The organism is Actinoallomurus sp. NPDC052274 (assembly GCF_040679475.1).
Lineage (GTDB): Bacteria > Actinomycetota > Actinomycetes > Streptosporangiales > Streptosporangiaceae > Actinoallomurus > Actinoallomurus liliacearum.
The window spans coordinates 22,240-46,333 of the sequence record NZ_JBFAUT010000035.1 but is presented as its reverse complement, the minus strand read 5'-3'; the positions used below and the strand labels follow the sequence as shown (position 1 = coordinate 46,333).

Sequence of the window (24,094 nt, the reverse complement as noted above, 5' to 3'; positions counted from 1 at the left end):
CACCGGCCGTACGGATCCGTGTCGCCGCGAAGCGCGACCGGCGCGGGCCGCCCGACGTCAGAAGTCGAACAGGACGCTGATGCTCTCCCGGCGGTGGATGCGGGCGATCGCCTCGGCGAACAGCGGCGCGACCGAGACCTTCTGCACCTTCGGCGACAGCCGTACCGGCTGGTTCTCCACCGTGTCGGTCACGTAGAGCCGCGAGATCGGGCTGGAGTCGAGCCGCTCCATCGACTTGCTGGTGAACACCCCGTGCGTCACGGCCGCGCGCACGCTCCGCGCGCCGTGCTCCATCACGGACTCCGCGACCTCCGTCAGCGTGCCGGCCGTGATCGTGAAGTCGTCGACGATCACGGCGTCCCGGCCGCGTACGTCACCGATCAGGTCGACGACCCGCGCCGTCTCGCTGTGGTCGACGCGCTCCTTGTCGGCGATGGCGAGCGGCGCGCCGAGCCGCCTGGCGTACTTCCGGGCCTGCTTGGCGAACCCCGCGTCCGGCGACACGACGACGAGGTCGCCCGAGTCGCCGATCGCCTCGGCGAGCAGGGGGAGGGCGTACAGGTCGTCGACCGGCCGGGTGAAGAACCCCTGGATCTGCGGCGCGTGCAGGTCCATGGTGACGACCCGGTCGGCCCCGGCCACCTCGATCGACTGCGCGCACACCCGGGCGCGGATCGACACCCGCGGCTCGTCCTTCTTGTCGGCCTTGGCGTAGCTGAAGTAGGGCATCAGCACCGTCACCGACGCGGCGCTGGCCCGCTTGAACGCGTCGATCCAGAACAGCAGCTCGACGAAGTTGTCGTTGGCGGGGAACACCGTGGACTGCACCAGGTGCACGTGCCGGCCCCGGACATTCTGGTTGACCTTCACGAACAGGTTGCCGTCGGAGAAACGGATCACCTCCCCGCGACCCGGCTTCACGCCCAGATGGTCGCAGATCGCGGCGGTCAGTCGCGGACTGCCCGTTCCGCCGAACACCAGCAGCTCTTCGAAGTCGGAACCGGTCACCAGCATCGCCTCCCGCGCCGTCCGCCACGATCATCCCCGGAACGGCCGCCTTCGTCACTATCGATCTGCCGTGACCCGGTCACCGGCCGGACGGATGTACGAGACCGTTCTCCCAGGCCCATGCCGCGGTCACCGTGTCCAGGACGCCGGCCCGCGCGCGGGCGGACGCCTAACGCGGTGCCGGGAGCATCAGGGCGGGTGCTCCCGGCACCGCGCGTGTGAAACGCTCGGCCGGGTGGGGAGGAGCCATCGATGGACGTTCTGATCAGAGACGCTCTGGACGCCGACGCTCCCGTGATCGCCGCGCTGCTGACGCAGCTCGGCTATCCGTCGACCACGGAGCGCAAGCATCTGGGCTTCGAGGACGCGTGCCACCGTTCCGCCCGATTCGTCCGCCCGCTGGACACCGACTGAGCCCGACGGGCGTACTGAAGTCTCGGCTCCCGCCGGCCGTACGGAAAGCTCGGTGAAAGTGATCCACCGGCTGCGGAACATCCCTCAGCGGGATTTTCGTCCGGCGCCGGTGCAGGTCTTCACCGAGAGTTCGGCCCGGCGACTCCGGGGCGGACAGTGGCCCGCTCGTGCCATGTGCCGGCGGTGAGGCCGCGCGGCGGTCGAGGAGGGGCGGGTCAGCTGACGACGTCCTTGGTGCGGAAGCGGCGGACGGCCAGGGCGAGGAAGACGATGGCATAGGAGGCGGACAGGGCCGTGCCCTTGATCATGCCGGTCCACTCCAGATGCGGCTGGAGGGCGTCGGTCCAGGCGAACGTCCAGTGCGTCGGCAGGAACTCCCGCCAGTGGCCGAGCGCCGTCACCGCGTCGATGATGTTGCTGAGGATGACGAGGCCGACCGCGCCGCCGACCGCGCCGAGCGGCGAGTCGGTGGTGACCGACAGCAGGAACGCCAGGGCGGCGACGACGAGCTCGGACGCCAGGATGTAGCCGACGATGATGAGCATCCGGGTGAGGGCCGTGCCGTTCGGCAGCGCGACGTCTCCGCCCGGCACCCGCAGGCGGGCCCAGCCGAAGACGTAGATCCCGGTGATCATCGCCATCGTGGGCAGGCTGACCACGGCCAGCGCGGCGTACGCGAGGGCGACGATCAGTTTCTGGCGCAGCAGCCGGACGCGCGGCACCGGGGCGGCGAGGAGGTACCGCAGGGACGCCCAGCCGGCCTCGCTCGCCACCGTGTCGCCGCAGAACAGCGCCACCGCCACGACGAGCAGGAAGCCCGCGGATGCGAACAGCGTGAACGCCGTGAAGTTCAGCGCGCCCGCCGTCGCCACCGTGACGAGGCCGGGGGTGTTCGCGTCGTTCCCCGACGGCGAACCGCCGAGCTTGAAGGCGGCGGCGAGCACCCAGGGCAGCGCCAGCAGGACCAGGAACGCGATCCAGGTGCGGCGCCGGCGCAACTGGCGAACGGCCTCGACGCGCAGCGGCAGGGTCCGACGCCGCCGGTAGGTGGGATCCTCGGCCACCGGCCCTCCCCGAGTCACGAGCCCTTTCCGCGTCATGAGGCGTCTCCGATCAGCGCGAGGAACGCGTCCTCCAGACGGCGGTGCGGCGTCACCCGCTCCACCGGAACGCCGCCGGCGACCAGGGCGGCGACCACGGCCGCCGGCGCCGAGCCGTTCAGGCGCACGAGGACGCCCGGGGCGTACGGCTCCGCACCCTCGACACCATCCAGGGCGGTGAGCACGCTCATCGCGCGGTCGGCCTCCGGCGTGCCGATCAGGATCGAGCCGTCGTGGCCGGCGATCTCGGCGACCGGCCCCGCGGCGACGAGGGTGCCCCGGTGCATGACGACGACGTCGGTGCAGGTCTGCTCGACCTCGGCGAGCAGGTGGCTGGAGATGATGACGGTCCGGCCGGCGGCGGCGTACCGCACGAGGACCTCGCGCATCTCGGCGATCTGCGGCGGGTCGAGGCCGTTGGTCGGCTCGTCGAGGACGAGCAGGTCGGGCAGGCCGAGCATGGCCTGCGCGATGGCCAGCCGCTGCCGCATCCCCTGCGAGTAGGTGCGTACCGGTCGGCGGATCGCGTCGCCGAGCCCGGCGATCTCGAGGGCCTCGTCGAGGTACGCCTCGCCGCGCCCGGCGGCCTTCCAGTACAGCTCGAGGTTGTCGCGGCCGGACAGGTGCGGCAGGAAGCCGGGGCCCTCCACGAACGAGCCGAGCCGGGACAGCACCGGGGCACCGGGCCGTACGGGCTCGCCGAAGATGCGGATCTGCCCGCCGTCGGGGTGGATGAGACCCATGAGCATCCGCAGCGTGGTGGTCTTGCCGGCGCCATTCGGGCCGAGCAGGCCGCAGACCTGGCCGCGTTCGACGCGGAACGACAGGTCGTCCACGGCGAGGTGGCCGTTCTTGTAGCGCTTGGTGAGCCCGGCGATCTCCAGCGGCACCTCGGGGTCGCCGGGTTCGCCGCCGCGCCGGCGCCGCCCGCGTCCCGTCGCGACGAGCACGACGGCCGCCGCCACCGCGATCGCCGGGAACCCCCACACCCACCAGGGCAGCGGGGCCGGGGGCGTGCGCAGCGCCGGGTCGACGGGGACGGTCAGCGGGGAGTCCACGGACACGCGGTAGGAGGCGGCGCGGGTCGGGGACGCGAACCCCATGTCGGTGGTGCTGAAGACGACCCGGACGCGGTGGCCCGCGTCGAACCGGTGGTCCAGCGCGGGCAGGGCGACGTCCGCCGTGCCGTCGACATTGAACGGGGCGGCGAGGCGGCGGGCCGGTTCGGCCTGACCGTCCGGCCCGACGTCGTACACCTTGGCGAACAGCGTCGCCCTGCCGCCGGCGACGTGGACGCGTACGCGCGCGGACCCGGTGAGCGTCACCGGCGCGCTCAGGGGTTCGGTGTCGAACACCGCCGACTGGCCGGGCATGTCGAACTGGGCGCCGCCGGTGCCGAACCCGCTCACGCCGCCGAGCGCGCCGAGCCCGGGCAGTGTGGAGATGGAGGCAGGGGACCCGCCGGGCGGGTTCTGGATGGTCTGCTCCTGCCCGCCGAGCGGGAGCGTACGGCGGGTGGTGCCCGACAGGCCCGGGTACCAGGGCGCGGTCGCGGCGGTGACGACGACGCGCTGGGTGGAGGAGTCGATGCCGCCGCTGCGGGTGACGGTGAAACCGGCCCCCTTCTCGCCCGGCGTCGCCGTACGGTCGCCCTTGAGGTAGCGGTCGAACCAGTCCGTGACCAGGCCGCGGACGCGCGTGGTCTCCGGGTCGCCGCCGTCGTGCCCGCCCTGGAACCAGACGACCTTCACCGGCGCGCCGCTGACCGCCCGCGCGTTGCCGTCGGCCTGGTCGAGGGGGAACAGGGAGTCCGACTGGCCCTGGACCAGGAGGGTCGGGACGTGGATCCGGCCGGTGACGGACGAGGTGCTGGATCGGCGCAGCGTCGCGACGGCCTCGGGCGTGGGCCCTCCGCTCTCCGCGACCTTCTGGTACATCGCGCACAGCGACGGCAGGAATCGTCCACAGCCTGTGGACGACGCGCCCGCGGTGAAGAAGATGCCGGCCCAGACCTTCTTGAACACGCCGTTCGCCGCGCCCTTGCCGGTGGCGTCGGGGAACAGTGAGTCGGCCAGGTCGTACCAGGTGATCTGTGGGGCGATGGCGTCGACGCGGTGGTCGTACGCGGCGGTCAGCAGGGTGATCCCGCCGCCGTAGGACTGTCCGGCGATGCCGACGCGCGGGTCGCCGGGCGCGTCGAGCCGCACCTCGGGACGGCGGGCCAGCCAGTCGATGAGCTGCCGGACGTCCTTCACGTCGTAGTCGGGGGAGTCCAGGGTGATCTCCCCGTCCGAGCGGCCGAAGCCGCGCGCGGACCAGGTGAGCACCGCGTACCCGTGCCGGGCCAGCCGCTCCGCCTCGTCGCGGGTGTCGTCCTTGCTGCCGCCGAATCCGTGCGCGAGCAGCACCGCGGGGGCGCGGCCGTGGCCGGCGGGCGCGAAGAAGGTCGTGTCCAGGCCGACGCGCCGGTCGTCACGCGGCCCGTCGACCACCTCGATGCGCTGCTCGGTCGTCCGTACGCTCGGCGGCCCGGGCAGCGCCGCCCAGGTCACGCCGCCCGCCAGCACGGCCGCCGCACCGACGATCGCCGCCCACCGTCCCCGCCTCATGTCGGTAGACACTAGCGGCGCGTGTAACAGAACCCGGACATCGTGCGGACAGTGCCATGACACTGGGTCGCGATCTTGGTCCGCATGTCGTCTCCGAGCACTTTCGACGTCCGGACCCCGGCACCGCCGCGCACACCGGCGGTCCGTCCGCGTCGCCGGCCGTCCTGGCCGCTGTTGGTCCTGGCCGGCTGGCTCGCCCAGGTCGGCATCCGGTTCGCGCTCGCCGGGGGGCGACGCGTCCCGGCGGCGTTCCCCGACGAGAGCGGATACCTGCTCGCGGCCCGGTGGCTCGCCGGAGGGCCCGGCGGTGACCTGTCGGGCAGCACCTTCTACCAGGGCGGCTACCCGCTGCTGCTGACTCCGGCGTTCTGGCTGAGCCACGACCCGCAGACCTGCTACCGCATCGTGCTGGGGATCAACGCCCTCGTCGGCGCGGCGATCTTCCCGCTCGGCGTCGTCGCGCTGCGCCGGATGCGGCTGGCCCGCCCGCAGGCGTACGCGCTGGCGTTCGCGGCCGCGCTGCTGCCCGCCGCGACGGTCTTCGGCGGGCTCGCGCTGACCGACGCCGTCCTGCCCACTCTCCTCCTCGGCTGGCTGCTGGCGCTGCACTCCTTCCTGCGCGCCTGGTCCCAGGGGCGGACCGCGTCCGGGGAGGCCCGCCGGGCGTACGCGCGGCGGGCCGTGACGGCCGGCTCGCTGGCGAGCCTGGCCGCGGCGTACGCCTACACCGCGCACGCCCGCGGCTCCGTCATCCTCGCCGTGCACGTCCTCACCCTGGGCGGCGTGCTCGCCCGCGACGTGCTGCGGCGGGAGCCGGCGCGCCGCCTCGGGATGAGCCTGGTCCCGGTGGCGGTCGTCCTCCTCGCGGCCGGTGCCGGGTGGGCGCTGAACGGCGCGGTACGGGCCGCGCTGTACCCCCACGGTGTCCGCGACCTGGGCGGCCTGCTGTCGACGCGGCTCACCACGGTCGCGGGCCTGGAATGGGCCGTGTGCGGCGCGGCCGGGCAGATCTGGTACCTCGTCGTCGCCACCTGGGGGTTGGCGGGGATCGGCCTCGTCGCCGCCGTCCGTACGCTCTGGCGGCCCTGGAGCGACCCGGCCGACCGGATCCTGTCCGGCGTCCTGCTGGCCGCGACCGTCGGCACGGCCCTGGCGTCCTCAGCGGCGCTGCCGGACGAGCACCGGGTCGGCAACTACTTCTACGGCCGCTACCTCGCCTGCCTCGCCGTCGCGCACGCGCTGTGCGGGCTCGCGGTGCTGATCCGGCGGCGGCACGCCGTCGTCGGGTACGCGTTCGCGGCGGGGGTCGTGCTCGCCGGGGCCGGGCTGTCCGCCGCGGTGTACGCCGGGGACCGGCTCACCCACTACACCTTCATCGCGTTCGACTTCCCCGAGACGTGCTTCCTCACCTGGGACTGGACGTCATTCCGGCTCGGCGCGGCCTCGCTCACGGCCCTCGGGCTGCTGGGCGTGCTGGTCGCGGTGGCGTCCCTGCCGCGCCCGGCGTGGACGATCGCCGTCGGGCTCACGGCCTTCAACCTCGTCGCGGCCCTCGTCATCGCCAAGCCCTGGCTGCCGGCGCGCGAGCCGATCTTCCGGCCCGGTCCGTCGCGTGGCGGGGTGGCCGTCGACGCGGGCCTGACGTGGCGGGTCTGGGTGCGGCAGACGTACCAGATCTCCTGGACGCGGGTCGCCTTCTTCCACAGCGGAAACGAGGCGCCACCGGCCGGGACATGCATGGTCATCGTGCCGGTGCCGGACCGTACGGCGCCCGAGGCGTCGTGGCCGCGGCACCCGGCCGGCTGGCGGGTTGCCTACTCCGGCACCTCGCCCGCGCCCTGGGCGGCGTGGAAAAGTTCGTCGTGTCCCAGAACTGTTACATGATCTTTTCGTTCTGACTATTGCGCCGAGCGTCCTGATAATGAACGCGTGGCGACAATCTTGCTCGTGGAGGACGACCCCTCAGCGCGCGCCGGTCTGGAGTTCGCGCTGACCCGGCTCGGACACACCGTGACCGCCCGCGAGACCGGCGAACTCGGTCTGGAGCAGGTACGCGCGCAGCGCCCGGAGATCGTCATCCTCGACGTCATGCTGCCGGGCATCGACGGCGTCGAGGTCTGCCGCCGGATCCGCGCGGAGGACTCCCTGCCGGTCATCCTGCTGACCGCCCGCAGCGACGACATCGACGTCGTCGTCGGCCTGGAGGCCGGGGCCGACGACTACATCGTCAAGCCGGTCGAGCCGCGCGTCCTGGACGCGCGGCTGCGGGCGGTGCTGCGCCGCGTCGAGCGCGCGCCAGGGGACCGTTCCACCCACGGTGACCTGGTCATCGACCGCGGCACGATGAAGGTGCGGCGGGCCGGCCAGGACGTGCACCTGACCGCCACCGAGCTCCGGCTCCTGCTCGAGCTCTCCCGGCACCCCGGCCAGGTGCTGACCCGGCAGCAGCTGCTGGCCTCCGTCTGGGAGCACGACTTCCTCGGCGACTCCCGGCTGGTGGACGCCACCGTGCAGCGCGTCCGGTCCAAGATCGAGGACGTGCCGTCCCGGCCCAGGTACATCGAGACCGTACGCGGCTTCGGCTACCGCTTCGTCGCCTCGTGATCGGCCTGCGCGCCCGGCTGGTCGCGGCGTTCGCCGCCGTGGCGCTGCTGGCCTCGGCGATCACCGCCGGGATCGCGTACTGGCTGGTGCGGCTGGCGATGCTGGAGCGCGTGCAGAACGCCGTCGTCAACGACGTCCGCAACGCCCTGGCCCAGACGGTGCCCACGCGGCTGCCCGGCACGACCCTGACCCCCGACCTCCTCCAGCCGATCAGCAGGGCCCTGGCCCGCCAGCCCGGCCGCCAGTCCTGGGTGCTCGGCGACGAGCCCGGAGGATGGGCCACGAGCGGCGCGCACTTCACCCACCTGCGCATCCCGCCCAAGCTGATCGCCGCCGTCCGCGGGCCGGGTCCGCACGACCGGCTCGCCCGGCCGTTGCGCGGGCAGCAGATCTACTTCCAACGGATCACCTCGCGCGGAGTGCCCTACCTGGTCGTCGGCACGCCGGTCTACCTCCCGACCACGAGCGGCCGCACCGCCAGCCCCATCGAGGCGTACGTCATCGTGAGCCTCCAGCGCGAACGCGACGACCTCGACCGGATGGCCAGTTCGGTCGCCGTCGGGAGCGGCGCGGCCGGCGTCGTCGCGCTGCTGCTGGCCCTGCTCGCCGCGCGCAGTGTGCTGCGGCCGGTCCGGCGGCTGGCGGCGGCGGCGCAGGGCCTGGGCGCCGGCGACCTGGAGCGGCGGGTCGAGGTCCGGGGCCGGGACGAGCTCGCCCGCCTCGCGCGGATCTTCAACTCCAGCGCCGAGGCCCTGGAGGCCAGCGTCACCGAACTCCGGGAGATGGAGCGGTCGGCCCGCCGGTTCGTGGCCGATGTGTCCCACGAGCTGCGCACGCCGCTCACCGCGATGACCGCCGTCACGGACGCCCTGGAGGAGGAGGCGACCGGGAGCGCCGCCACGGCCGCCGGGCTGGTGGCCGAGGAGACGCGCCGGCTGCGGACGCTGATCGGTCACCTGCTGGAGATCAGCAGGTTCGACGCCGGGGCGGCGGCGCTCGTCCTGGACGACGTGGACCTGCCGGAGCTCGTCCTGCAGAGCCTGCGGCTGCGCGACTGGAGCGATGAGGTCGAGACCGACCTGGTTCCGGACCTGCGCGCCCGCGTCGACCCCCGGCGCTTCGACATGATCCTGGCGAACCTGGTCGGCAACGCGCTCCGGCACGGCGAACGACCCGTCACCGTACGGCTGCGGCGGTCGTACGTGCCGGACGGGCCCGGCATCCGGCTGCGCGTGTCCGACAGCGGGCCCGGCATCCCCAGGGAAGTGCGCAAGCACGTGTTCGAGCGCTTCTACAAGGCCGACGCCGCGCGGACCCGCAGCGAGGGCAGCGGCCTCGGCCTGGCCATCGCCCGTGCCAACGCCGAACTGCACGGGGGCGAGCTGACCCTGCTCGACACCGACACCGGTACGACGTTCGAGCTGTGGCTGCCCAACCGGCCCGAGGACTCCGCATGACGGCCCGTCTCGGGTTCCGCGTCGTCCTCGCCCTGGTCACCGTGCTGCTCGGCACCGCCTGCGGAGTACGGCCCACGGGCGTGATCGGGGCCGGCGAACCGGCCGTGGCCCAGCAGGCCGTGCCCCAGACGACCGTCTACCTCGTCCGCGGCGGCCGGCTGGTGCCGGTCCGCCGCGTGGCCTTCCCCGGCGCTCCCCAGGCCGCGCTGTACGACCTGTGGCAGAGCGGGCCGACCGCGGACGAGCTCGCGGCGGGCATGTGGAGCCCTCTCGCGAACGTCCTGGTGTACAAGGTCAGGGTCTGGGACGGGATCCTGACGGTCGAGTACGAGCGGGACGCGCCGGTGAGCCGGCTGCTGATGGCCCAGATCGTCTGCTCCGGGACCGCCCAGCCGGACATCCGCCGCGTACAGGTGGCCGGCTGGAGATACGTCGGGCCCGAGCCCGACCAACCACCGACGTTCGACGACCAGCGTCCCTCGCCCGGCTGGACGGTCGTCGTCGGTCGCCAGCGGACGTGCTCGGACTACGGCGACCTGATGGCCCCCTGACCGGTCCTCTGACGCTCCTCAGACGCTCCTCAGAGCGAGCGCACCGCGGGCAGCAGCTCGCGTTCGGCCCAGGAGATGAAGGAGTCCTGGTGCTCGCCGCCGATCTGCACGATCGCGACCTCATCGAACCCGGCGTCGACGAAGCCCTTGATCTTCTCCACGTGCTCGTCGACGTCCGGACCGCACGAGAGCTGCTCGGCGACCTGCTCCGGCGTGACGAACTGACTCGCCGACTCGAACGCGCCGGTCCCCGGCAGGTTGGCGTTCACCGGCCAGCCGAGGCCGAACCACCGGAACTGCTCGTGGGCCCGCTTGACCGCCGCCTCCCGGTCGGTGTCGTACGCGATGGCGATCTGCCCGACCCGCGGCTTGCCGGACCCGCCGGCGGCGTCGAACAGCTCACCGAGCTCGCCCTTCGGCTCGGTGGCGATCATCATGTCGGCCTGCTCGCCCGCCACCCGGCAGGACTCGGGCCCCGAGACGGCCACGCCGATCGGCACGCGCTGGTCGGGCAGGTCCCACAGCTTGGCCGCCTCGACGTCGAAGTGGGCGCCCCGGTAGTCGATCGTCCCGCCGTCGAACAGCGCGGCGATCACCTCGACGGCCTCGCTCAGCATCTCGTGCCGGACGCTCGCCATCGGCCAGCCCTTGCCCACGACGTGCTCGTTGAGGTTCTCCCCGGCGCCCAGGCCGAGGCGGAACCGTCCGCCGGACAGGATCTGCACCGTGGCGGCCTTCTGGGCCACGATCGCCGGGTGGTAGCGCATCGTCGGGCACGTCACGAAGGTCATCAGCGGGATCCGCTCCGTGGCCTGCGCGGCGGCCCCCAGGATCGCCCAGGCGTACCCGGCGTGGCCCTGCGAGGGGAGCCAGGGGAAGTAGTGGTCGCTGATGACCGAGAAGTCGAACCCGGCGTTCTCTGCGGACCGGACATCGCGCACGAGTTGGTCCGGAGTCGCCTGCTCGCACATCATCGTGTAACCGATGGCAACCATGTTCGTTCCCCTCTCCGTGGTCCTCGGGTCGGCCGAAACCCGCACCCAGGGTGATCGGTGACCAGACGCTCATACCCGGCTGCGGCGAGTGAATCGTGTTTGACGCACGAAGATCCAATGCGAGTCGGCCGTGGCCTTCCAGGTTCGGCGCAGAGTTCTGCGGCACGGACTACCCGGCCAGGACCGGCGAAAACCTGGAATACGGCCCGTCCCGCCCACGGACACGGGCCGCCCGGTCTGGCGTGCCAGGCCGTCCGCATGATGCGATTGACCTGATTCATGCCCCGGCGAGAGACTTCCGCCCGCCCCCACGCGGAGGAGAAGCACTTGAGGTTCGCGGTTCACCGGTCCGCCCGCCGACCGGCCTCCCCGCACGGACAGCCCCCGGAGTCCGGCGCCGACGCTGAGGACACGACCCGACCGATGCCTCCCGTCCGGCCTCCGGACTCCGGCGGTGACGCCGCGACCGGCCGGACGCGGCTGATGCCGCCCGCCGGGTCCCCGATCACCCCGATGCCACCGGTCGGCGCCGGCACGACAACCTCCGGCGGCGCAGAGCCGTCCTCCACCGGGAGACCGGAGGATCGGAGGTCGGTGATGCGGATCGTGCGGCGCCCGGGCGCGCGGCCGGAACGCGGGGCCGCGACGGGACCCGCGCGACGGGCCGGCGGCCGGCCGGGGCTGATCGCGGCCGTCGTCATCCTGTGGCTCGTCATCGCCGCCATCGCGCTGACCGGCACGCTCATCGTGGCGTTCTCCCAGGAGCATCCGGCGCGCTTCGCCGCCCCGCTGAAGATCTATCCGGTCGCCCAGGCGATCCCCGGTCAGCAGTGCCCGCCCGGGGTGCAGGGGATGATGGGCCAGAGCGGCATCGGTCCCGTGTGCTATCAGCTGACGACCGGCATCACCATCAAGCGGGTGAACGACATCCACGTCGAACGCGCCAAGAAGAGCGGTGGGTACGCCGTGTCGATCAGCCTCGCCCCGGCGGACGGCCGGGCGCTGAAACGCCTCACCCGCAACGCCGCCGGCCGCACCTTCGCACTGACCGTACGCGACCAGGTGGTGGCCGCCCCCCGGGTGGACGCCCCGATCACCAAGGGCCGGGTGCTCATCACCGGCAACCTCAGTCAGAGCACCGCCCAAGAGATCGTGAACCGGCTCAAGACCGGAAAGGGCGCGCCGGTGCCCACCCCGGCCCCCGTCTGGACGCCTCCAACGCAGACCCCGACGCAGACCCCGACGCCGAGCCCGACCCCCACGCCCACCCCGAACCAGACGTCGACGTCGCCGAGCCCGACGCCGACCGGGACCACGTCGGCCCCGACCCCGGGCGCGACGACGACCTCGAGCAACCCGCTGTCGGTCTGATCAGCGGCCGAAGGAGCCGTGCCGCCCGGCGCCGTCGCGGAACCGCTGGACGCCGGCCAGCCCGGTCTCCTCGAGTACGGCGCGGCCGTGGCGGAACTCGTTCGCGATCGCCGCGTCCTCCTCCAGGCCCTGCTGCTCCAGCATGGACATGCGGTCGTGCCGCAGGCAGTCCTGCGGGAACCCGGCGATCTCGGCGGCCAACTCCTCCGCGGCCGCGCGCGCCCGTCCCGGCGGCACGACGCGGTTGACCAGCCCCATCGCGTGCGCTTCGGGCGCCGGGACGGCGCGGCCGGTGAGGATGAGGTCCGCCGCCCGCGACTCGCCGATCAGGCGCGGCAGGCGCACGGTGCCGCCGTCGATCAGGGGGACGCCCCAGCGGCGGCAGAAGACCCCGAGCACGGCGTCCTCCTCCGCGACGCGCAGGTCGCACCAGACCGCCAGCTCGAGGCCGCCCGCGACGGCGTGCCCGCTGATCGCCGCGATCACGGGCTTGGACAGCCGCATCCGCGTCGGACCCATCGGGCCCTCCGCGGAGCGGGACACGTCGTGCGCGGAGGCGCCCGCACTGGGCGGATCGAGCCGGTTGCCGCGATCGGTGCCCATCGCCTTCAGGTCCGCGCCCGCGCAGAAGGTGCCGCCCTCGCCCCAGAGCACGGCGACGCTCGCCGCGGGATCGGCGTCGAACTCACCGAACGCCTCGGCCAGCGCCCGCGCGGTCGGCCCGTCCACCGCGTTGCGCACCTCGGGACGGGCCAGCACCACCGTCGTCACCGGACCCTGCTTCTCCACCCGCACGCTCATGGAACCAAACGATTCCATGATTCGCGCGCGGGTGGAACAGCGCGTCGACCGCCGCGCCCGCCGGTGTCAGTCGATGCGCCAGGTGTCTCCGCTGCCGAGCAGGCCGGCCAGGTCGCCCGGGCCCTGCTGGGCGATGGCCTCGTCGATCTGGGTCCGCATCAGCTCGTCGTACGACGGGCGCTCGACGTTGCGGAAGATCCCGATCGGCGTGTGCTCGAACGCCGGCGAGTCGAGCCGGGACAGGGCGAACGCCAGGGACGGGTCCGGGTTCTTCGCGTCGTGCACGAGGATGTCCGGGGAGTCCGCCGGGACGACCTCCAGCGAGCCGGAGGCCGACCGCCGCAGCGCCTTGTCCCGGTTCGCGCCGAACACGACCGGCTCACCGTGCTCGAGGCGGATCGTCACGTCGTCGCGGGTCTCGGGGTTCTTCAGCGGCGCGAACGCGTCGTCGTTGAAGATGTTGCAGTTCTGGTAGATCTCGACGAGCGCCGTGCCGTTGTGCGTGGCGGCCTCCCGCAGCACCGACTGCAGGTGCTTGCGGTCGGAGTCGATCGTCCGGGCCACGAACGACGCCTCCGCGCCGATCGCCAGCGAGATCGGGTTGAACGGCGAGTCCAGCGAACCCAGCGGGGTCGACTTGGTGATCTTCCCGACCTCCGAGGTCGGGGAGTACTGCCCCTTCGTCAGCCCGTAGATCCGGTTGTTGAACAGCAGGATCTTCAGGTTGACGTTGCGGCGCAGCGCGTGGATCAGGTGGTTGCCGCCGATCGACAGCGAGTCGCCGTCACCGGTCACCACCCACACCGACAGGTCCGGGCGCGAGGCCGCCAGTCCCGTCGCGATCGCCGGAGCGCGCCCGTGGATCGAGTGGAACCCGTAGGTGTTCATGTAGTACGGGAACCGCGACGAGCAGCCGATGCCCGAGACGAAGACGATGTTCTCCCGCTTCAGGCCGAGCTCCGGCAGGAACCCCTGCACCGCCGCGAGGATCGCGTAGTCACCGCACCCGGGGCACCAGCGGACCTCCTGGTCGGTCTTGAAGTCCTTCGCGGTCTGCCGCTCGGGGTCCTTCGGCACGAGAGCAAGAGGATCGCTCATCACACACCTCCGAGAAGACTCCCGCCTTCGGGCGGGGAAAGAATCGGGCCATGCGGAGCGAGGCCGGAAATCGGCACCGCCTGATCTCCGTAACTGTCCGCATGTGCTCGTATGCGAGTGGTAGCGTGACCTTTGCTCGGCGGCTGATAACCAAGCCCGCTGGGCCTACCGCCGGGCTGGCGGGAAGTCACGTCTGTGGAGCCTGTGTGAGACCGATGGGCGGCATTCCGTCCCTCGCCGGTGATCCGGGTCGGCGACGGGCTGTGAAGCAGAAAGCTCAACTCGTGAGGGTTGAATCCCTCTGCTTCGGCTCGGGGAGAGGTCAAGAGTTGATCACATCCCGGATGACATCCGCGAGCTCCGCGGCCTTGAACGGAAGGCCGCGGACGCGGTTGTAGCCGATCACGTCGACGAGGAAGCGGCCGCGCAGGATCAGCGCGAGCTGGCCCAGGTTGATCTCCGGCACGATCACCTTGTCGTACGAGCGCAGCACCTCTTCGAGGTTGGCCGGGAACGGGTTGAGGTGCCGCAGATGCGCCTGCGCGACCTCGCCCCCGGAGTTGCGGACCCGCCGCACGGCCGCGGTGATCGCGCCGTACGTGCCGCCCCAGCCGAGCACGAGCACGCGCGCGTCACCGGCGGGGTCGTCCACGGCCAGCGGCGCGATGTCGCGGGCGATGCCGTCGATCTTCGCCTGGCGCAGCCGCACCATCAGGTCGTGGTTGTCCGGGTCGTAGGAGATGTTGCCGCTGCCGTCGGCCTTCTCGATGCCGCCGATGCGGTGCTCCAGCCCCGCCGTGCCCGGCACGGCCCACGGCCGGGCCAGGGTCTCCGGGTCGCGCTTGAACGGCTGGAACTCCTCCTCACCCGGCTGTGCGAAGGCCGGGTCGATCTCCGGCAGCGCGTCGACGTCGGGGAGCTGCCACGGTTCGGAGCCGTTCGCGAGGTACCCGTCGGACAGCAGGATCACCGGGGTGCGGTACTTCACCGCGAGGCGCGCCGCCTCGACCGCGGTCGCGAAGCAGTCCGACGGCGTGCGCGGCGCCACCACCGGCACCGGCGCCTCGCCGTTGCGCCCGTACATCGCCTGCATCAGGTCGGCCTGCTCGGTCTTGGTCGGCATGCCCGTCGACGGACCCGCCCGCTGCACGTCGATGACGACCAGCGGCAGTTCCGTCGCGACGCCGAGGCCGACCGTCTCGCTCTTCAGCGCGAGGCCCGGACCGGACGTCGTCGTCACGCCGAGCGCACCGCCGAACGACGCGCCGAGCGCGGCGCCCACCGCCGCGATCTCGTCCTCGGCCTGGAACGTTCGAACCCCGAACCGCTTGTGCTTGGACAGCTCGTGCAGGATGTCGGAGGCCGGCGTGATGGGGTACGAGCCGAGGAACAGCGGCAGCCCCGACCGCACGCTCGCCGCGATCAGCCCGTACGCCAGGGCCATGTTGCCGGAGATGTTGCGGTACAGCCCCGGCGGCAGCGTCGCCGGCTTCACCTCGTACGACACCGAGAACGACTCGGTGGTCTCGCCGTAGTTCCAGCCAGCCTGGAAGGCCGCGATGTTGGCCTTCATGATCTCGGGCTTCTTGGCGAACTTGACCTCGAGGAACCGGACCGTCGCCTCGGTCGGCCGGTGGTACAGCCAGGACAGCAGGCCGAGCGCGAACATGTTCTTCGCCCGCTCGGCGTCCTTCTTGGAGATGTCGAAGTCCTCGAGCGCCTTCACGGTCATCGAGGTCAGCGGCAGCGAGTGCACGCGGTACTCGTCGAGTGAGCCGTCCTCGAGCGGGTTGGCCGCGTACCCGACCTTGGCCAGGGCGCGCTTCGTGAACTCGTCGGTGTTCACGATGAGGTCCGCGCCGCGCGGCAGGTCGCCGACGTTGGCCTTCAGCGCCGCCGGGTTCATCGCGACCAGGACGTTGGGCGCGTCGCCCGGCGTCAGGATGTCGTGGTCGGCGAAGTGCAGCTGGAAACTCGAGACGCCGGGAAGCGTGCCGGCCGGCGCGCGGATCTCAGCGGGGAAATTGGGCAGTGTTGACAGGTCATTGCCGAAGGCGGCCGTCTCCTGAGTGAAGCGGTCGCCGGTCAGCTGCATGCCGTCACCGGAGTCCCCGGCGAAACGGATGATGACGCGGTCGAGTTGCCGGACCTGTTTGGTCACAGAGCAGGACCTCCTCGACGCGCGGCACTCGGGCGGAGGGAGGCGTCCGCATCCGACGTGCCACTTAGGCTTACCTTCATGCTACGTCCCGGATCACGTGGTTATTTCAACATCCGCGGCTAAAGGCGCGCTTGTGAGATGCGTCGCAGCGCTCGAAGATCTGCCCCGTTCACGTACCCGCCCCGTACTGACTTCCCAGGCCATGGCGTCGGCATACATGTGAACGGCGGCTCGGCGCGCCGCGTCGGGCGGCCGGATCAGGCCGCCGGCTCCGGACACAGCGCACTCGCCGACCGGCACAGGTCGACGTGCAGCCTCGCGAAGAGCAGGAGTCCGGACACGTGCCGAACTATATGGCCTCAGCCTCGGCTTTCGTCGAAGCGGGCAGGCACGGCATGTCCCCGGGCGGCCGCGACGGCCCGGAGAAGCCGGGCGGCGAGCGGCGTGAAACCCCGTGAAACCGCAGGACCGGTGGGCGCCGGGTCTGTGGACCCGGCGCCCACCGTCCTCAGCCGGTCCGCTGCTCCTGCGTCAGCTTGCTCAGCAGCGCGTTGACGTCGGAGGCGGAGTTGACGGTCGCGGAGAACGACGGCATCGCGTGGATGGAGAACCCTCCGTTGTGCGAGCGGTACCAGGACGACCACTTCCCGCCGCTCGTCCGGCAGGACAGCCCCACCGAGGAGTCCACCTTCGTCGTGGCCGTGTCGGTGCAGGTGGACACGGCGGACCCGCCCTTGGTGGCGCTGAACACCACCTTCATGGTGACGCGGACGTCTCCGGTCGAGTCGCCGAGCGTCGTCGCCCGGACGTCGGCCTTGACCGTGCAGCCCGACTCGATGCAACTGCCGAATTTCATGGCGCTGACCGGCAGCACGGTCAGGTCGGGGTCGTAGGCGTCCTTCAGCGCCTGCACGTCACCGCGCAGCCCGCTGAACAGCGTGCCCACGCCGGCCGACGTCAGCGGCGTGACGTCGAACCCGTACCGCTCCGCCCCCGAGGCGCCCTCGATCCGGAGCAGCCGGCGGGGCTCGCTCTTCGTGATGTAGTACGTGCGGGTGCTGACCCTCATCTTGACGGCCTGCACGCCGTTGACCGTGGTCCGCACGGCCAGGGGATCGTTCGGGGCCTGGCCGAGAACGGACGCCAGCCGGGAGGGCGCCAGGTCGGCCAGGTCGAGCAGCGTCAGGTCGTCAGGAGCACGCGTCCACGTGCCACTCGCCTTCTCGGCGCTGGTCGAGGACAGCCCCTCGTCGTTCCAGAAGCCGCTGCCCGCCTTCAGGTAGGTGGTTCCGCCGACATCGACCCGGGAGACCTGCGAACCGCCCCCGGTGAAGGCGCCACGAGCGCTCCCCGCCTTCGTGACACTGAACGTCGCCTGGCTTCCGGCGTACGTTCCCGTCAGCGTCACCCCGCCCGCCTTGCCGATCGTCTGACCCGCCTGGCGCGCCGCCTTGCCCGACGTGGTCTTGGGGTCGTCACCGGAGCGGCCCAGCGCCACGACCCCGATGACGGCGAGAACGACGAACACCACACCGGCGCCGGCCAGCACCGCGATGAGCACGCCCTTCGACTTCTTCGCGGGCGGCGGCCCGAACCCGTACGGCTGGGGCGCCCCCCAGGTCTGCCCGCCGCCCCACCCCTGCGGCCCGCCGGGAGCGGCCCCGCCGGGGTTCTCCCACGGTCCCGCGGGGCCTCCGCCGTACGGTCCGGGCCCCCCGGGGTTCGCCCCGTACGGTCCGGGCCCCCCGGGGTTCGCCCCGTACGGCCCGGGCCCCCCGGGGTTCGGCCCGTACGGCCCGGGCCCGCCCGACCCTCCGGGGTACGCCCCGGGTCCTGCGGGACCGCCCGGGTAGGAGCCGGGCCCGCCGGCGCCCTCCGGATAGGGAAGGGTGCCACCAGGATTCTCCGGGCGTGGCCCGGGCCCGGCCAGGGTGTTCTGGTGGGGACCGGGTCCGCCGGCGTTCTCCGGGAGGTCGCCGCCAGGGTTCTCTGGACGCGGGCCGGGCCCGGCCGGGGTGTTCTGGTAGGGGCCGGGTGCGTCGGCGTTCTCCGGGTAGGGGAGGCCGCCGCCGCCGGGGTTCTCCGGGTGCGGGCCGGGGCCGGCCGGGGCGCCCGGGTACGGAGCGGGTCCGCTCGGCGAGGCCAGGTTCGGAACGCCGGACCACCCGGCGTCACCGCCGGGTCCGCTCGGCGGGTCGGCGGGTGACGTTCCCTGGTGCGCAGGGGCAGGGGGAGCAGGAGATAGGGATCCCGACTGCCCTGGCCACACGCCGGTCTCAGCGGGCGGCCCGGAAGGCTCCGGCCGCGCGTCGGTGGGCCCGGCCGGTTCGTCTGAGCGCGGTTCTTCGCCGGGGGAGGCCGGCTCGGCGGCGTCCTGAACCGGACCACTCGCCTGCACGGCCTCCGCGCCCTGCCCTGACGCGGCGTGCTCCGGCGAGGCGCCCTGCCCTGAGGCGGCCTGCTGCGGCGGTGCGGCCTGCCCTGGGGTGGCCTGCTCCGGCGGGGCGGCCTGGCCTGACGGGACCTGCCCCGGCGCGGTCTGTCCTGGCGGGGCCTGCTCTGGTGGGGCGGCCTGTGGGCCAAACCCCGATCCTGCTCCTTGCGGGGACGATTCGCGTGGGCTGGACGGGGGCGTCTGCGCTGAACCTTCGCCCGGCGCGGACGGATGCGCCCCTTCCGGCGCTCCTGCGTGCTCGGTCTCCTCCGGCTTTTCCGGCTGTCCCGGCGACGGCTCCTGAACGCCGTCTCGCTCCGTGCTCAATTGATGTCCCCTGTATAACGATCGACGCCGAGACCCTACGTTTGCACTGATCATCGGACAAGGCGGATAAGCGGTCTGTTACCCGGTCGATGCCCATACGTGTGGCCCTCCGTGGAGGTGGTTCCGCCCTGCCGCCTGCGCCGATGCCGCCGTCGAGTACCGGTGACACTTCGGCCGCTCGGAGTAGCGGCGCGTTGAGGTTCGTCGCGGAAGGGCCGAGTGAAAGGCTCGGTGATCGGAGCGGCGATCGGCGCGAGGCGGACGAATCGCCCGGCTGGACGCGGCGTTCGCCGAGCCTTAGGGACGGGCCGCGCGGGGGATGGCCGTTCCGAGGGTTATCCACAGGCTGTGGAGAATGGTGGTGCAGGTCATCCGAGCTGCTGGATGCTCTGGACCCATGGACCCGGTCATCTTCGTCGCCCGAAACGGCGGAGCCGTCACCCGCGCGCGGCTGTTGCGCGTGGCCGGCCGCCGGTCGCTGGACCAAGCCCTCGCCGACGGGCGGCTGGTCCGCCCGTTCCGGGGCACCTTCGCCTTACCCGGCACGCCGCGTGCCGTAGCCGCCGCGGTCCGGTACGGAGGAGTCGTCTCCCACACGTCGGCCGCGCGCCTCTGGGGCTGCGAGCTGCTCCGGCCATCGGAGACCTGTCATGTGACGGTGCCGGCCAAAAGCAGGAAGCAGGTGACCGCCCCCGCCGTCCGGCTGCACTACGCCGACCTGGTGCCGAGCGACCTGCGCGGTCGGCCCTGGTCGCTCACCTGCCTCGCCCGTACGGTCGTGGACTGCGCGCGCACGCTCCCGCTGGGCGAGGCCGTGGTGGTCGGCGACTCGGCCTTTCGCCGTGGCCCCGCCCGTGTCGCCGAGTCGTGGGACACGCTGGCCGCCGAGGACCTGTCCGGCCGGGCCGAGGCGTCGCGCGGACCGGGAGCGCGGCGCGTACGCCGTGCCCTCGGCCTGCTGGATCCCAAAGCCGAGTCGGTTTTGGAGTCGGTCTTCCGGGTGCTCGTCCACCTCGCGGGGTTCCCGCCGCCGGCGACCCAGGTCCGGCTGCTGGACGGGCAGGTGAGGGTCGACTTCTACTGGCCGTCGGCGCACGTGGTGGTCGAGGTGGAGGGTTACGAGGCGCACTCCGGCCGGTCGGCCTGGACCGAGGACTGCCGCCGCCACAACCGCCTGCTGCTCGGCGGGTACCGGTCACTGCGTTTCACCTGGGAGGACGTACTCCACGGCCGGGACTATGTCGTCGAGACCCTGCGCGTCGCGTTCGAGCAGGCCGGTGTGCCGAAGGCTCGGCGAAGTTGAGCGAAAGGGCCGCGCAGTGCCCGGAACGCCCGGATGGTCGGCCCGGCGGCCGACCCTTCGCCGAGCGTTCCGTCCGTGCCACCCCGGCGGGACGGCACGGGACCGCCCGCATAGGCCCGTAGTCGTGGCGGCTCGGCGTTCGCCGAGCGTTCTGCCCATGCCGAGCGATCCGCCCCGACGGGGGTGGCCGGCGGCCGCCCGCATAGGTCTGTAGTCGTGGTGGCCCGGCGGTGGGCCGTTCGCCGAGCGTTCCGCCTGTGGCGCCCGGTCCGCCCCACCGGAGGGCGGCCGGTGGCCGCCCGCGTCGGCCCGCACTCGTGGTGGCTCGGCGGTGGGGCGTTCAACGAGTGTTCTGTTCGTCCTCGCGATGGCAAGGGTCGAGCCGGAACACCGCGATCGCGGTGGTGTGCGGCGTGATCTGCTCGACCGGGGCGTCGATGGCGAAGGGCAGTTGCGGATCCTCGTATCCGGCCTGCGGAAGGTAGGTCGCCATGACGCGCGCGGCCTCTTCGCCCTCGACCAGGACGGGGACGTAGTCGGTGTCCGCGCCATGCGGGCCGTCGCGTTCCACGGTGCACCGGCCGGCGGCGAGCAGATTGCGCACCCAGTCGCGCCGACGGGTCGCCGAGCAGAGGTAGAGCCTGCCGTCGACAGGGGTGATGTTGACCGGGAACGGCCGCGGCCGGCCGCTCCGGCGTCCCACGACCGAGATCACCCGTGGCACCGGCCGGCCTTCGCGGTAGGGGCCAGGGGCGTTCTCGCGCAGGCGGCTGATCGCCTGCGCGTTCAACGCGCGCCAGTCGGTGGTGGATGTGTCCATGGTGAAGACTCCTCCGAAGGTAACCGGACCGCCGGTCCGGAACCGGCCCGGTTACGATGCGGACCGATGGTCCGGTTGGCAAGGAGGAGAATCGATGCCCGGCAAGCCCGAGCGGGCCGACGCCGCCCGTAACCGGCAGGCGATCCTGGCGGCCGCCGCCGCTCTCTTCGACCGCGACGGCGCGGACGCGGTGTCGATGAGCGAGATCGCCTCGGCAGCCGGTGTCGGCAAGGGCACGCTGTTCCGCCGGTTCGGAGACCGCACCGCCTTGATCGAGGCGGTCATCGAGCCCCGGGTCACCGCCTTGCGCGCCACCGTCGAAGCGGGCCCGCCGCCGCTCGGCCCCGGCGGTCCGCCCGCCGCCGCGCTGCACGCCTACCTGGACGCCCTGCTCGACTTCGTCTGGGCCAACCGAACCCTCATCCGCGCGCTCGAACACCGCGGTCCGCACGCCTACTACGCGAACGCCGCCAGCCGGTTCTGGATCGACGAGCTCACCCGCCGCCTCGCCGCGACCCGTCCCGACGACGACGCCGAGTACCTGGCGCACGCCCTGTTCACGGCGCTGCGCGCCGACGTCATCGACTATCTCGTCACCGTTCGCGAGATGCCGCCGGACCGCATCCGTGCCGGCCTGCACGGCCTCGCCGCCGTTCCTCCGGACGACTGACCGTCGCAGTGTGCCGAAGGCTCGGTGAAGTCGGGTGGCAGGGAGGCGAAGTGCTTGGAAGGTCCGGATCGTCGGCCTGGTGGCCGGTCGTTCGCCGAGAGTTCCGCCCGCCCTCCGGGCTCACCCCGGCGGAGGCGGCCGCCGACCGCCCGGCCCGCGATGGCCCGCGCCCGTCTCGGGCTGCGCCCGTCACCGTTCGCGAGATGCCGCGGGACCGCATCCGAGCGGGCCTGCACGGCCTCGCCGCCGTTCCTCCGGACGACTGACCGTCGCAGTGTGCCGAAGGCTCGGTGAAGTCGGGCGGCCGGGAAGCGAAGTGCTTGGAAGGTCCGGATCGTCGGTTTCGCGGCCGACCGTTCGCCGAGAGTTCCGCACGCCCCCCCGGGCCCACCCCCGCCGGAGGTAGCCGCCGATCGCCCGCGATGACCCGTGCTCGCGATGGCCCGTGCTCGAGAGGGGCCGCGCCTGCCTCGGGCTGCGTCCGTCCCCGGGCTGCGCCCGTCTCGGGTCGTGCTCGCGGTGGCCGAGCGACTTCGGTCGCCTTCCTCCGCCCGGGAGTGGGGCGTATGCCGCGTGGCGGCGGGTGAGGTCGTCTGCGGAGGATGATCCGATTACGCTGAGGTTCATGCACGGCTATTACGGGACCTACCTGACGGTCGTCGTGCTGTTCGTGATCGGCGGTGCGATCGTGGGCGGCGCGCTCCTGGCCAACCGGGCGCTGCGCCCGCACCGGCCCACCCCGGAGAAGCTCACGACGTACGAGTGCGGCGTCGACCCCGTCGGCGAGGGCTGGGCGCAGTCGTACGTCCGCTACTACGTCTTCGCCTACCTGTACGTCGTGTTCGCGGTCGACGCGGTGTTCCTGTTCCCCTGGGCGACGGTCTTCTCCGCCAAGGGATACGGCTACGTGACGCTCGGCGAGATGTTCGTCTTCCTCGCCTTCATCGCCGCCGGCCTCGCGTACGCCTGGAAGAAGGGCGTCCTCGGCTGGGTCTGAGCCGCCGACCGCGGCCGGTCGTCCTGCGGCAGCGGCTCAGCCGGGCCGGCCTCCGCCGGGGACGGCGGCGTGACCCGGCCCTTTCGCCCCGTCGGCGGGGCGTTCGGCGAGCCGGTGCGAGCCGCTCTCCCTCGACAGAGGTGTCGGTGTACGCAACGTGATCGATCGACTACGCTGTCGGTTGCGCACTATGACCGATCTGTGACAACTGTGCCCCAACGGTCCCACCGTCATCCACCTTGTCGCCGGTGCGGTGTGAGGACACGTAAGAATGGGGGCATGGGTGCCGTCGATCTCCCCGAGCCGCGTATCGGGCCCGCCTCCCGGCTCGCCCCGAAGCCGATCAAGTTCGTGCTCAACTGGGGGCGGCGGTACTCCCTGTGGGTGTTCAACTTCGGTCTGGCCTGCTGCGCCATCGAGTTCATCGCGACGTCGATGTCCCGGCACGACTTCATCCGGCTGGGCGTCATCCCCTTCGCGCCGGGGCCGCGGCAGGCCGACCTGATGGTGGTCTCCGGCACGGTCAGCGACAAGATGGCGCCGGCGGTGAAGCGGCTGTACGAGCAGATGCCCGAGCCGAAATACGTCATCTCCTTCGGCGCCTGCTCCAACTGCGGCGGCCCGTACTGGGACTCGTACTGCGTGACGAAGGGCGTCGACCAGATCATCCCCGTCGACGTGTACGTTCCGGGCTGTCCGCCCCGGCCGGAGGCGCTCCTGCACGGCATCCTCAAGCTGCAGGAGAAGATCGCCGCCGAGTCGCTCGGCGACCGGTACACCGGGGACGGTGAGGCCGTGGCGCCGCCGCCGCCGGTCGTACGCCGGCCGCCCACGCCCGCGGTCCTGCGCCGCCCGCTCGTGCTGCCGCCCGTGCCCGAGCCGGAGGAGATCGAAGCCGCCGAGCAGCCCACGCAGAGTTTCCCCGCCCTGGGCGAGGACGTCGCGTCGACCGGGACGCAGGAGCTTCCGCCGCCGGTCGTCCCGGCGCCCGAAGAGGACCAGGCCGACACCGGGGACAGCGTCGAGACGCAGGACCTGCCCGTCCCCGAGCTCCCCACGTCCGGCGAGTCGCCGTCCGCGGCCGCGGAGACCAAGGAACTTCCGACGGTGGACTCCGGCACGATCCAGGACCTGTCCCCGCTGGACTCCGAGACGACGAAGGACCTGCCGCTGCCGGATGATCCCGGCGTCACGGAAGGCCCGACCGAGGCGTTGCCGTCGGTGCCTGAGTCGGGGCCGAGTCGGGAGCGGCCGGCTTCGAGGGGTCGCGATGAGTCGACCGAGGCGTTGCCGTCGGTGCCTGAGTCGGGGCCGAGTCGGGAGCGGCCGGCTTCGAGGGGTCGCGATGAGTCGACCGAGGCGTTGCCGTCGGTG

The 24,094-nt window shown here is 72.4% G+C and carries 19 protein-coding genes and 1 pseudogene; 10 read left to right on the top strand and 10 right to left on the bottom strand.

Annotated features, from left to right (window positions below):
- Positions 1-57 precede the first annotated feature (57 nt).
- Positions 58-1,008, bottom strand: coding sequence for a ribose-phosphate pyrophosphokinase (locus AB0K82_RS26910; RefSeq protein WP_345352422.1), 951 nt, complete (start codon positions 1,006-1,008; stop codon positions 58-60).
- A 252-nt stretch (positions 1,009-1,260) separates the two neighbouring features.
- Between AB0K82_RS26910 and AB0K82_RS26905 the strand changes: the two genes are divergently transcribed.
- Positions 1,261-1,422: a hypothetical protein gene (locus AB0K82_RS26905; protein WP_364401906.1), complete on the top strand. Its 162-nt coding sequence runs from the start codon at positions 1,261-1,263 to the stop codon at positions 1,420-1,422.
- Positions 1,423-1,637: 215 nt separating this feature from the next.
- On the opposite strand, the gene AB0K82_RS26900 is transcribed toward AB0K82_RS26905, so the two are convergent.
- Positions 1,638-2,486, bottom strand: coding sequence for an ABC transporter permease subunit (locus tag AB0K82_RS26900; protein ID WP_364401904.1), 849 nt, complete (start codon positions 2,484-2,486; stop codon positions 1,638-1,640).
- A 32-nt stretch (positions 2,487-2,518) separates the two neighbouring features.
- Positions 2,519-5,131, bottom strand: a complete 2,613-nt coding sequence (locus AB0K82_RS26895; protein ID WP_364401901.1) for an alpha/beta fold hydrolase — start codon at positions 5,129-5,131, stop codon at positions 2,519-2,521.
- 84 nt (positions 5,132-5,215) lie between these two features.
- Here AB0K82_RS26895 and AB0K82_RS26890 point away from each other — a divergent pair, with 84 nt between their 5' ends.
- Genes AB0K82_RS26890 through AB0K82_RS26875 form a run of 4 tightly spaced genes read left to right on the top strand, consistent with a single transcriptional unit; the run spans position 5,216 to position 9,743 of the window.
- Complete coding sequence (locus AB0K82_RS26890; protein ID WP_364401899.1) at positions 5,216-7,015, top strand: hypothetical protein; 1,800 nt, start codon at positions 5,216-5,218, stop codon at positions 7,013-7,015.
- Between the two features lie 45 nt (positions 7,016-7,060).
- Complete coding sequence (locus AB0K82_RS26885; RefSeq protein WP_364401896.1) at positions 7,061-7,735, top strand: response regulator transcription factor; 675 nt, start codon at positions 7,061-7,063, stop codon at positions 7,733-7,735.
- Entirely contained in the window at positions 7,732-9,192 is a 1,461-nt protein-coding gene (locus tag AB0K82_RS26880; RefSeq protein ID WP_364401893.1) for a HAMP domain-containing sensor histidine kinase, read from the top strand. Before AB0K82_RS26885 ends, AB0K82_RS26880 begins: the two co-directional genes overlap by 4 nt.
- Complete coding sequence (locus tag AB0K82_RS26875) at positions 9,189-9,743, top strand: hypothetical protein (RefSeq protein ID WP_364401890.1); 555 nt, start codon at positions 9,189-9,191, stop codon at positions 9,741-9,743. Before AB0K82_RS26880 ends, AB0K82_RS26875 begins: the two co-directional genes overlap by 4 nt.
- 29 nt (positions 9,744-9,772) lie before the next feature.
- Here the strand turns inward: AB0K82_RS26875 and AB0K82_RS26870 are convergent, their stop codons facing one another.
- Complete coding sequence (locus tag AB0K82_RS26870; RefSeq protein ID WP_364401888.1) at positions 9,773-10,738, bottom strand: TIGR03557 family F420-dependent LLM class oxidoreductase; 966 nt, start codon at positions 10,736-10,738, stop codon at positions 9,773-9,775.
- A 597-nt stretch (positions 10,739-11,335) separates the two neighbouring features.
- Here AB0K82_RS26870 and AB0K82_RS26865 point away from each other — a divergent pair.
- Entirely contained in the window at positions 11,336-12,109 is a 774-nt protein-coding gene (locus tag AB0K82_RS26865) for a hypothetical protein (protein ID WP_364401885.1), read from the top strand.
- Here the strand turns inward: AB0K82_RS26865 and AB0K82_RS26860 are convergent, their stop codons facing one another.
- From AB0K82_RS26860 to AB0K82_RS26840, 5 genes are all read right to left on the bottom strand, one after another.
- Positions 12,110-12,910, bottom strand: a complete 801-nt coding sequence (locus AB0K82_RS26860) for a crotonase/enoyl-CoA hydratase family protein (protein WP_364401882.1) — start codon at positions 12,908-12,910, stop codon at positions 12,110-12,112.
- A 66-nt stretch (positions 12,911-12,976) separates the two neighbouring features.
- Positions 12,977-14,008 (bottom strand): 2-oxoacid:ferredoxin oxidoreductase subunit beta, encoded by a 1,032-nt coding sequence (locus AB0K82_RS26855; protein ID WP_364401880.1) that lies wholly within the window; start codon positions 14,006-14,008, stop codon positions 12,977-12,979.
- A 322-nt stretch (positions 14,009-14,330) separates the two neighbouring features.
- Complete coding sequence (locus AB0K82_RS26850; RefSeq protein ID WP_364401877.1) at positions 14,331-16,169, bottom strand: 2-oxoacid:acceptor oxidoreductase subunit alpha; 1,839 nt, start codon at positions 16,167-16,169, stop codon at positions 14,331-14,333.
- 257 nt (positions 16,170-16,426) lie between these two features.
- Entirely contained in the window at positions 16,427-16,510 is an 84-nt protein-coding gene (locus AB0K82_RS26845; RefSeq protein WP_364402014.1) for a putative leader peptide, read from the bottom strand.
- Positions 16,511-16,677: 167 nt separating this feature from the next.
- Positions 16,678-17,730: a hypothetical protein gene (locus AB0K82_RS26840; RefSeq protein WP_364401874.1), complete on the bottom strand. Its 1,053-nt coding sequence runs from the start codon at positions 17,728-17,730 to the stop codon at positions 16,678-16,680.
- A 1,597-nt stretch (positions 17,731-19,327) separates the two neighbouring features.
- On the opposite strand from AB0K82_RS26840, the gene AB0K82_RS26835 reads away from it, so the two are divergent.
- Positions 19,328-20,233 carry a DUF559 domain-containing protein gene (locus AB0K82_RS26835; protein ID WP_364401871.1) on the top strand — a complete coding sequence of 302 codons (906 nt, stop codon included), beginning with the start codon at positions 19,328-19,330 and terminating at the stop codon, positions 20,231-20,233.
- A 340-nt stretch (positions 20,234-20,573) separates the two neighbouring features.
- Here the strand turns inward: AB0K82_RS26835 and AB0K82_RS26830 are convergent, their stop codons facing one another.
- On the bottom strand, positions 20,574-21,053 hold the full coding sequence (locus tag AB0K82_RS26830) for a nitroreductase/quinone reductase family protein (RefSeq protein ID WP_364401868.1): 480 nt from the start codon (positions 21,051-21,053) through the stop codon (positions 20,574-20,576).
- 94 nt (positions 21,054-21,147) lie between these two features.
- Here AB0K82_RS26830 and AB0K82_RS26825 point away from each other — a divergent pair, with 94 nt between their 5' ends.
- The 3 genes and pseudogenes from AB0K82_RS26825 to AB0K82_RS26815 all read left to right on the top strand — a co-directional run.
- Entirely contained in the window at positions 21,148-21,723 is a 576-nt protein-coding gene (locus tag AB0K82_RS26825; RefSeq protein WP_364401865.1) for a helix-turn-helix domain-containing protein, read from the top strand.
- Positions 21,724-22,348: 625 nt separating this feature from the next.
- On the top strand, positions 22,349-22,720 hold the full coding sequence (locus AB0K82_RS26820; RefSeq protein WP_364401862.1) for an NADH-quinone oxidoreductase subunit A: 372 nt from the start codon (positions 22,349-22,351) through the stop codon (positions 22,718-22,720).
- A gap of 279 nt (positions 22,721-22,999) precedes the next feature.
- Positions 23,000-23,500 (top strand): annotated as a pseudogene (locus AB0K82_RS26815) (NADH-quinone oxidoreductase subunit B family protein); the annotation flags it as partial.
- Positions 23,501-24,094 lie beyond the last annotated feature (594 nt).

Excerpts from the sequence above, each read along its gene's own strand:
- AB0K82_RS26905 (WP_364401906.1), top strand. The coding sequence starts at position 1,261 with ATGGACGTTCTGATCAGAGACGCTCTGGACGCCGACGCTCCCGTGATC.
- AB0K82_RS26895 (WP_364401901.1), bottom strand. The coding sequence starts at position 5,131 with ATGAGGCGGGGACGGTGGGCGGCGATCGTCGGTGCGGCGGCCGTGCTG.
- AB0K82_RS26890 (WP_364401899.1), top strand. The coding sequence starts at position 5,216 with ATGTCGTCTCCGAGCACTTTCGACGTCCGGACCCCGGCACCGCCGCGC.
- AB0K82_RS26875 (WP_364401890.1), top strand. The coding sequence starts at position 9,189 with ATGACGGCCCGTCTCGGGTTCCGCGTCGTCCTCGCCCTGGTCACCGTG.
- AB0K82_RS26870 (WP_364401888.1), bottom strand. The coding sequence starts at position 10,738 with ATGGTTGCCATCGGTTACACGATGATGTGCGAGCAGGCGACTCCGGAC.
- AB0K82_RS26865 (WP_364401885.1), top strand. The coding sequence starts at position 11,336 with ATGCGGATCGTGCGGCGCCCGGGCGCGCGGCCGGAACGCGGGGCCGCG.
- AB0K82_RS26860 (WP_364401882.1), bottom strand. The coding sequence starts at position 12,910 with ATGAGCGTGCGGGTGGAGAAGCAGGGTCCGGTGACGACGGTGGTGCTG.
- AB0K82_RS26855 (WP_364401880.1), bottom strand. The coding sequence starts at position 14,008 with ATGAGCGATCCTCTTGCTCTCGTGCCGAAGGACCCCGAGCGGCAGACC.
- AB0K82_RS26835 (WP_364401871.1), top strand. The coding sequence starts at position 19,328 with ATGGACCCGGTCATCTTCGTCGCCCGAAACGGCGGAGCCGTCACCCGC.
- AB0K82_RS26830 (WP_364401868.1), bottom strand. The coding sequence starts at position 21,053 with ATGGACACATCCACCACCGACTGGCGCGCGTTGAACGCGCAGGCGATC.
- AB0K82_RS26825 (WP_364401865.1), top strand. The coding sequence starts at position 21,148 with ATGCCCGGCAAGCCCGAGCGGGCCGACGCCGCCCGTAACCGGCAGGCG.
- AB0K82_RS26820 (WP_364401862.1), top strand. The coding sequence starts at position 22,349 with ATGCACGGCTATTACGGGACCTACCTGACGGTCGTCGTGCTGTTCGTG.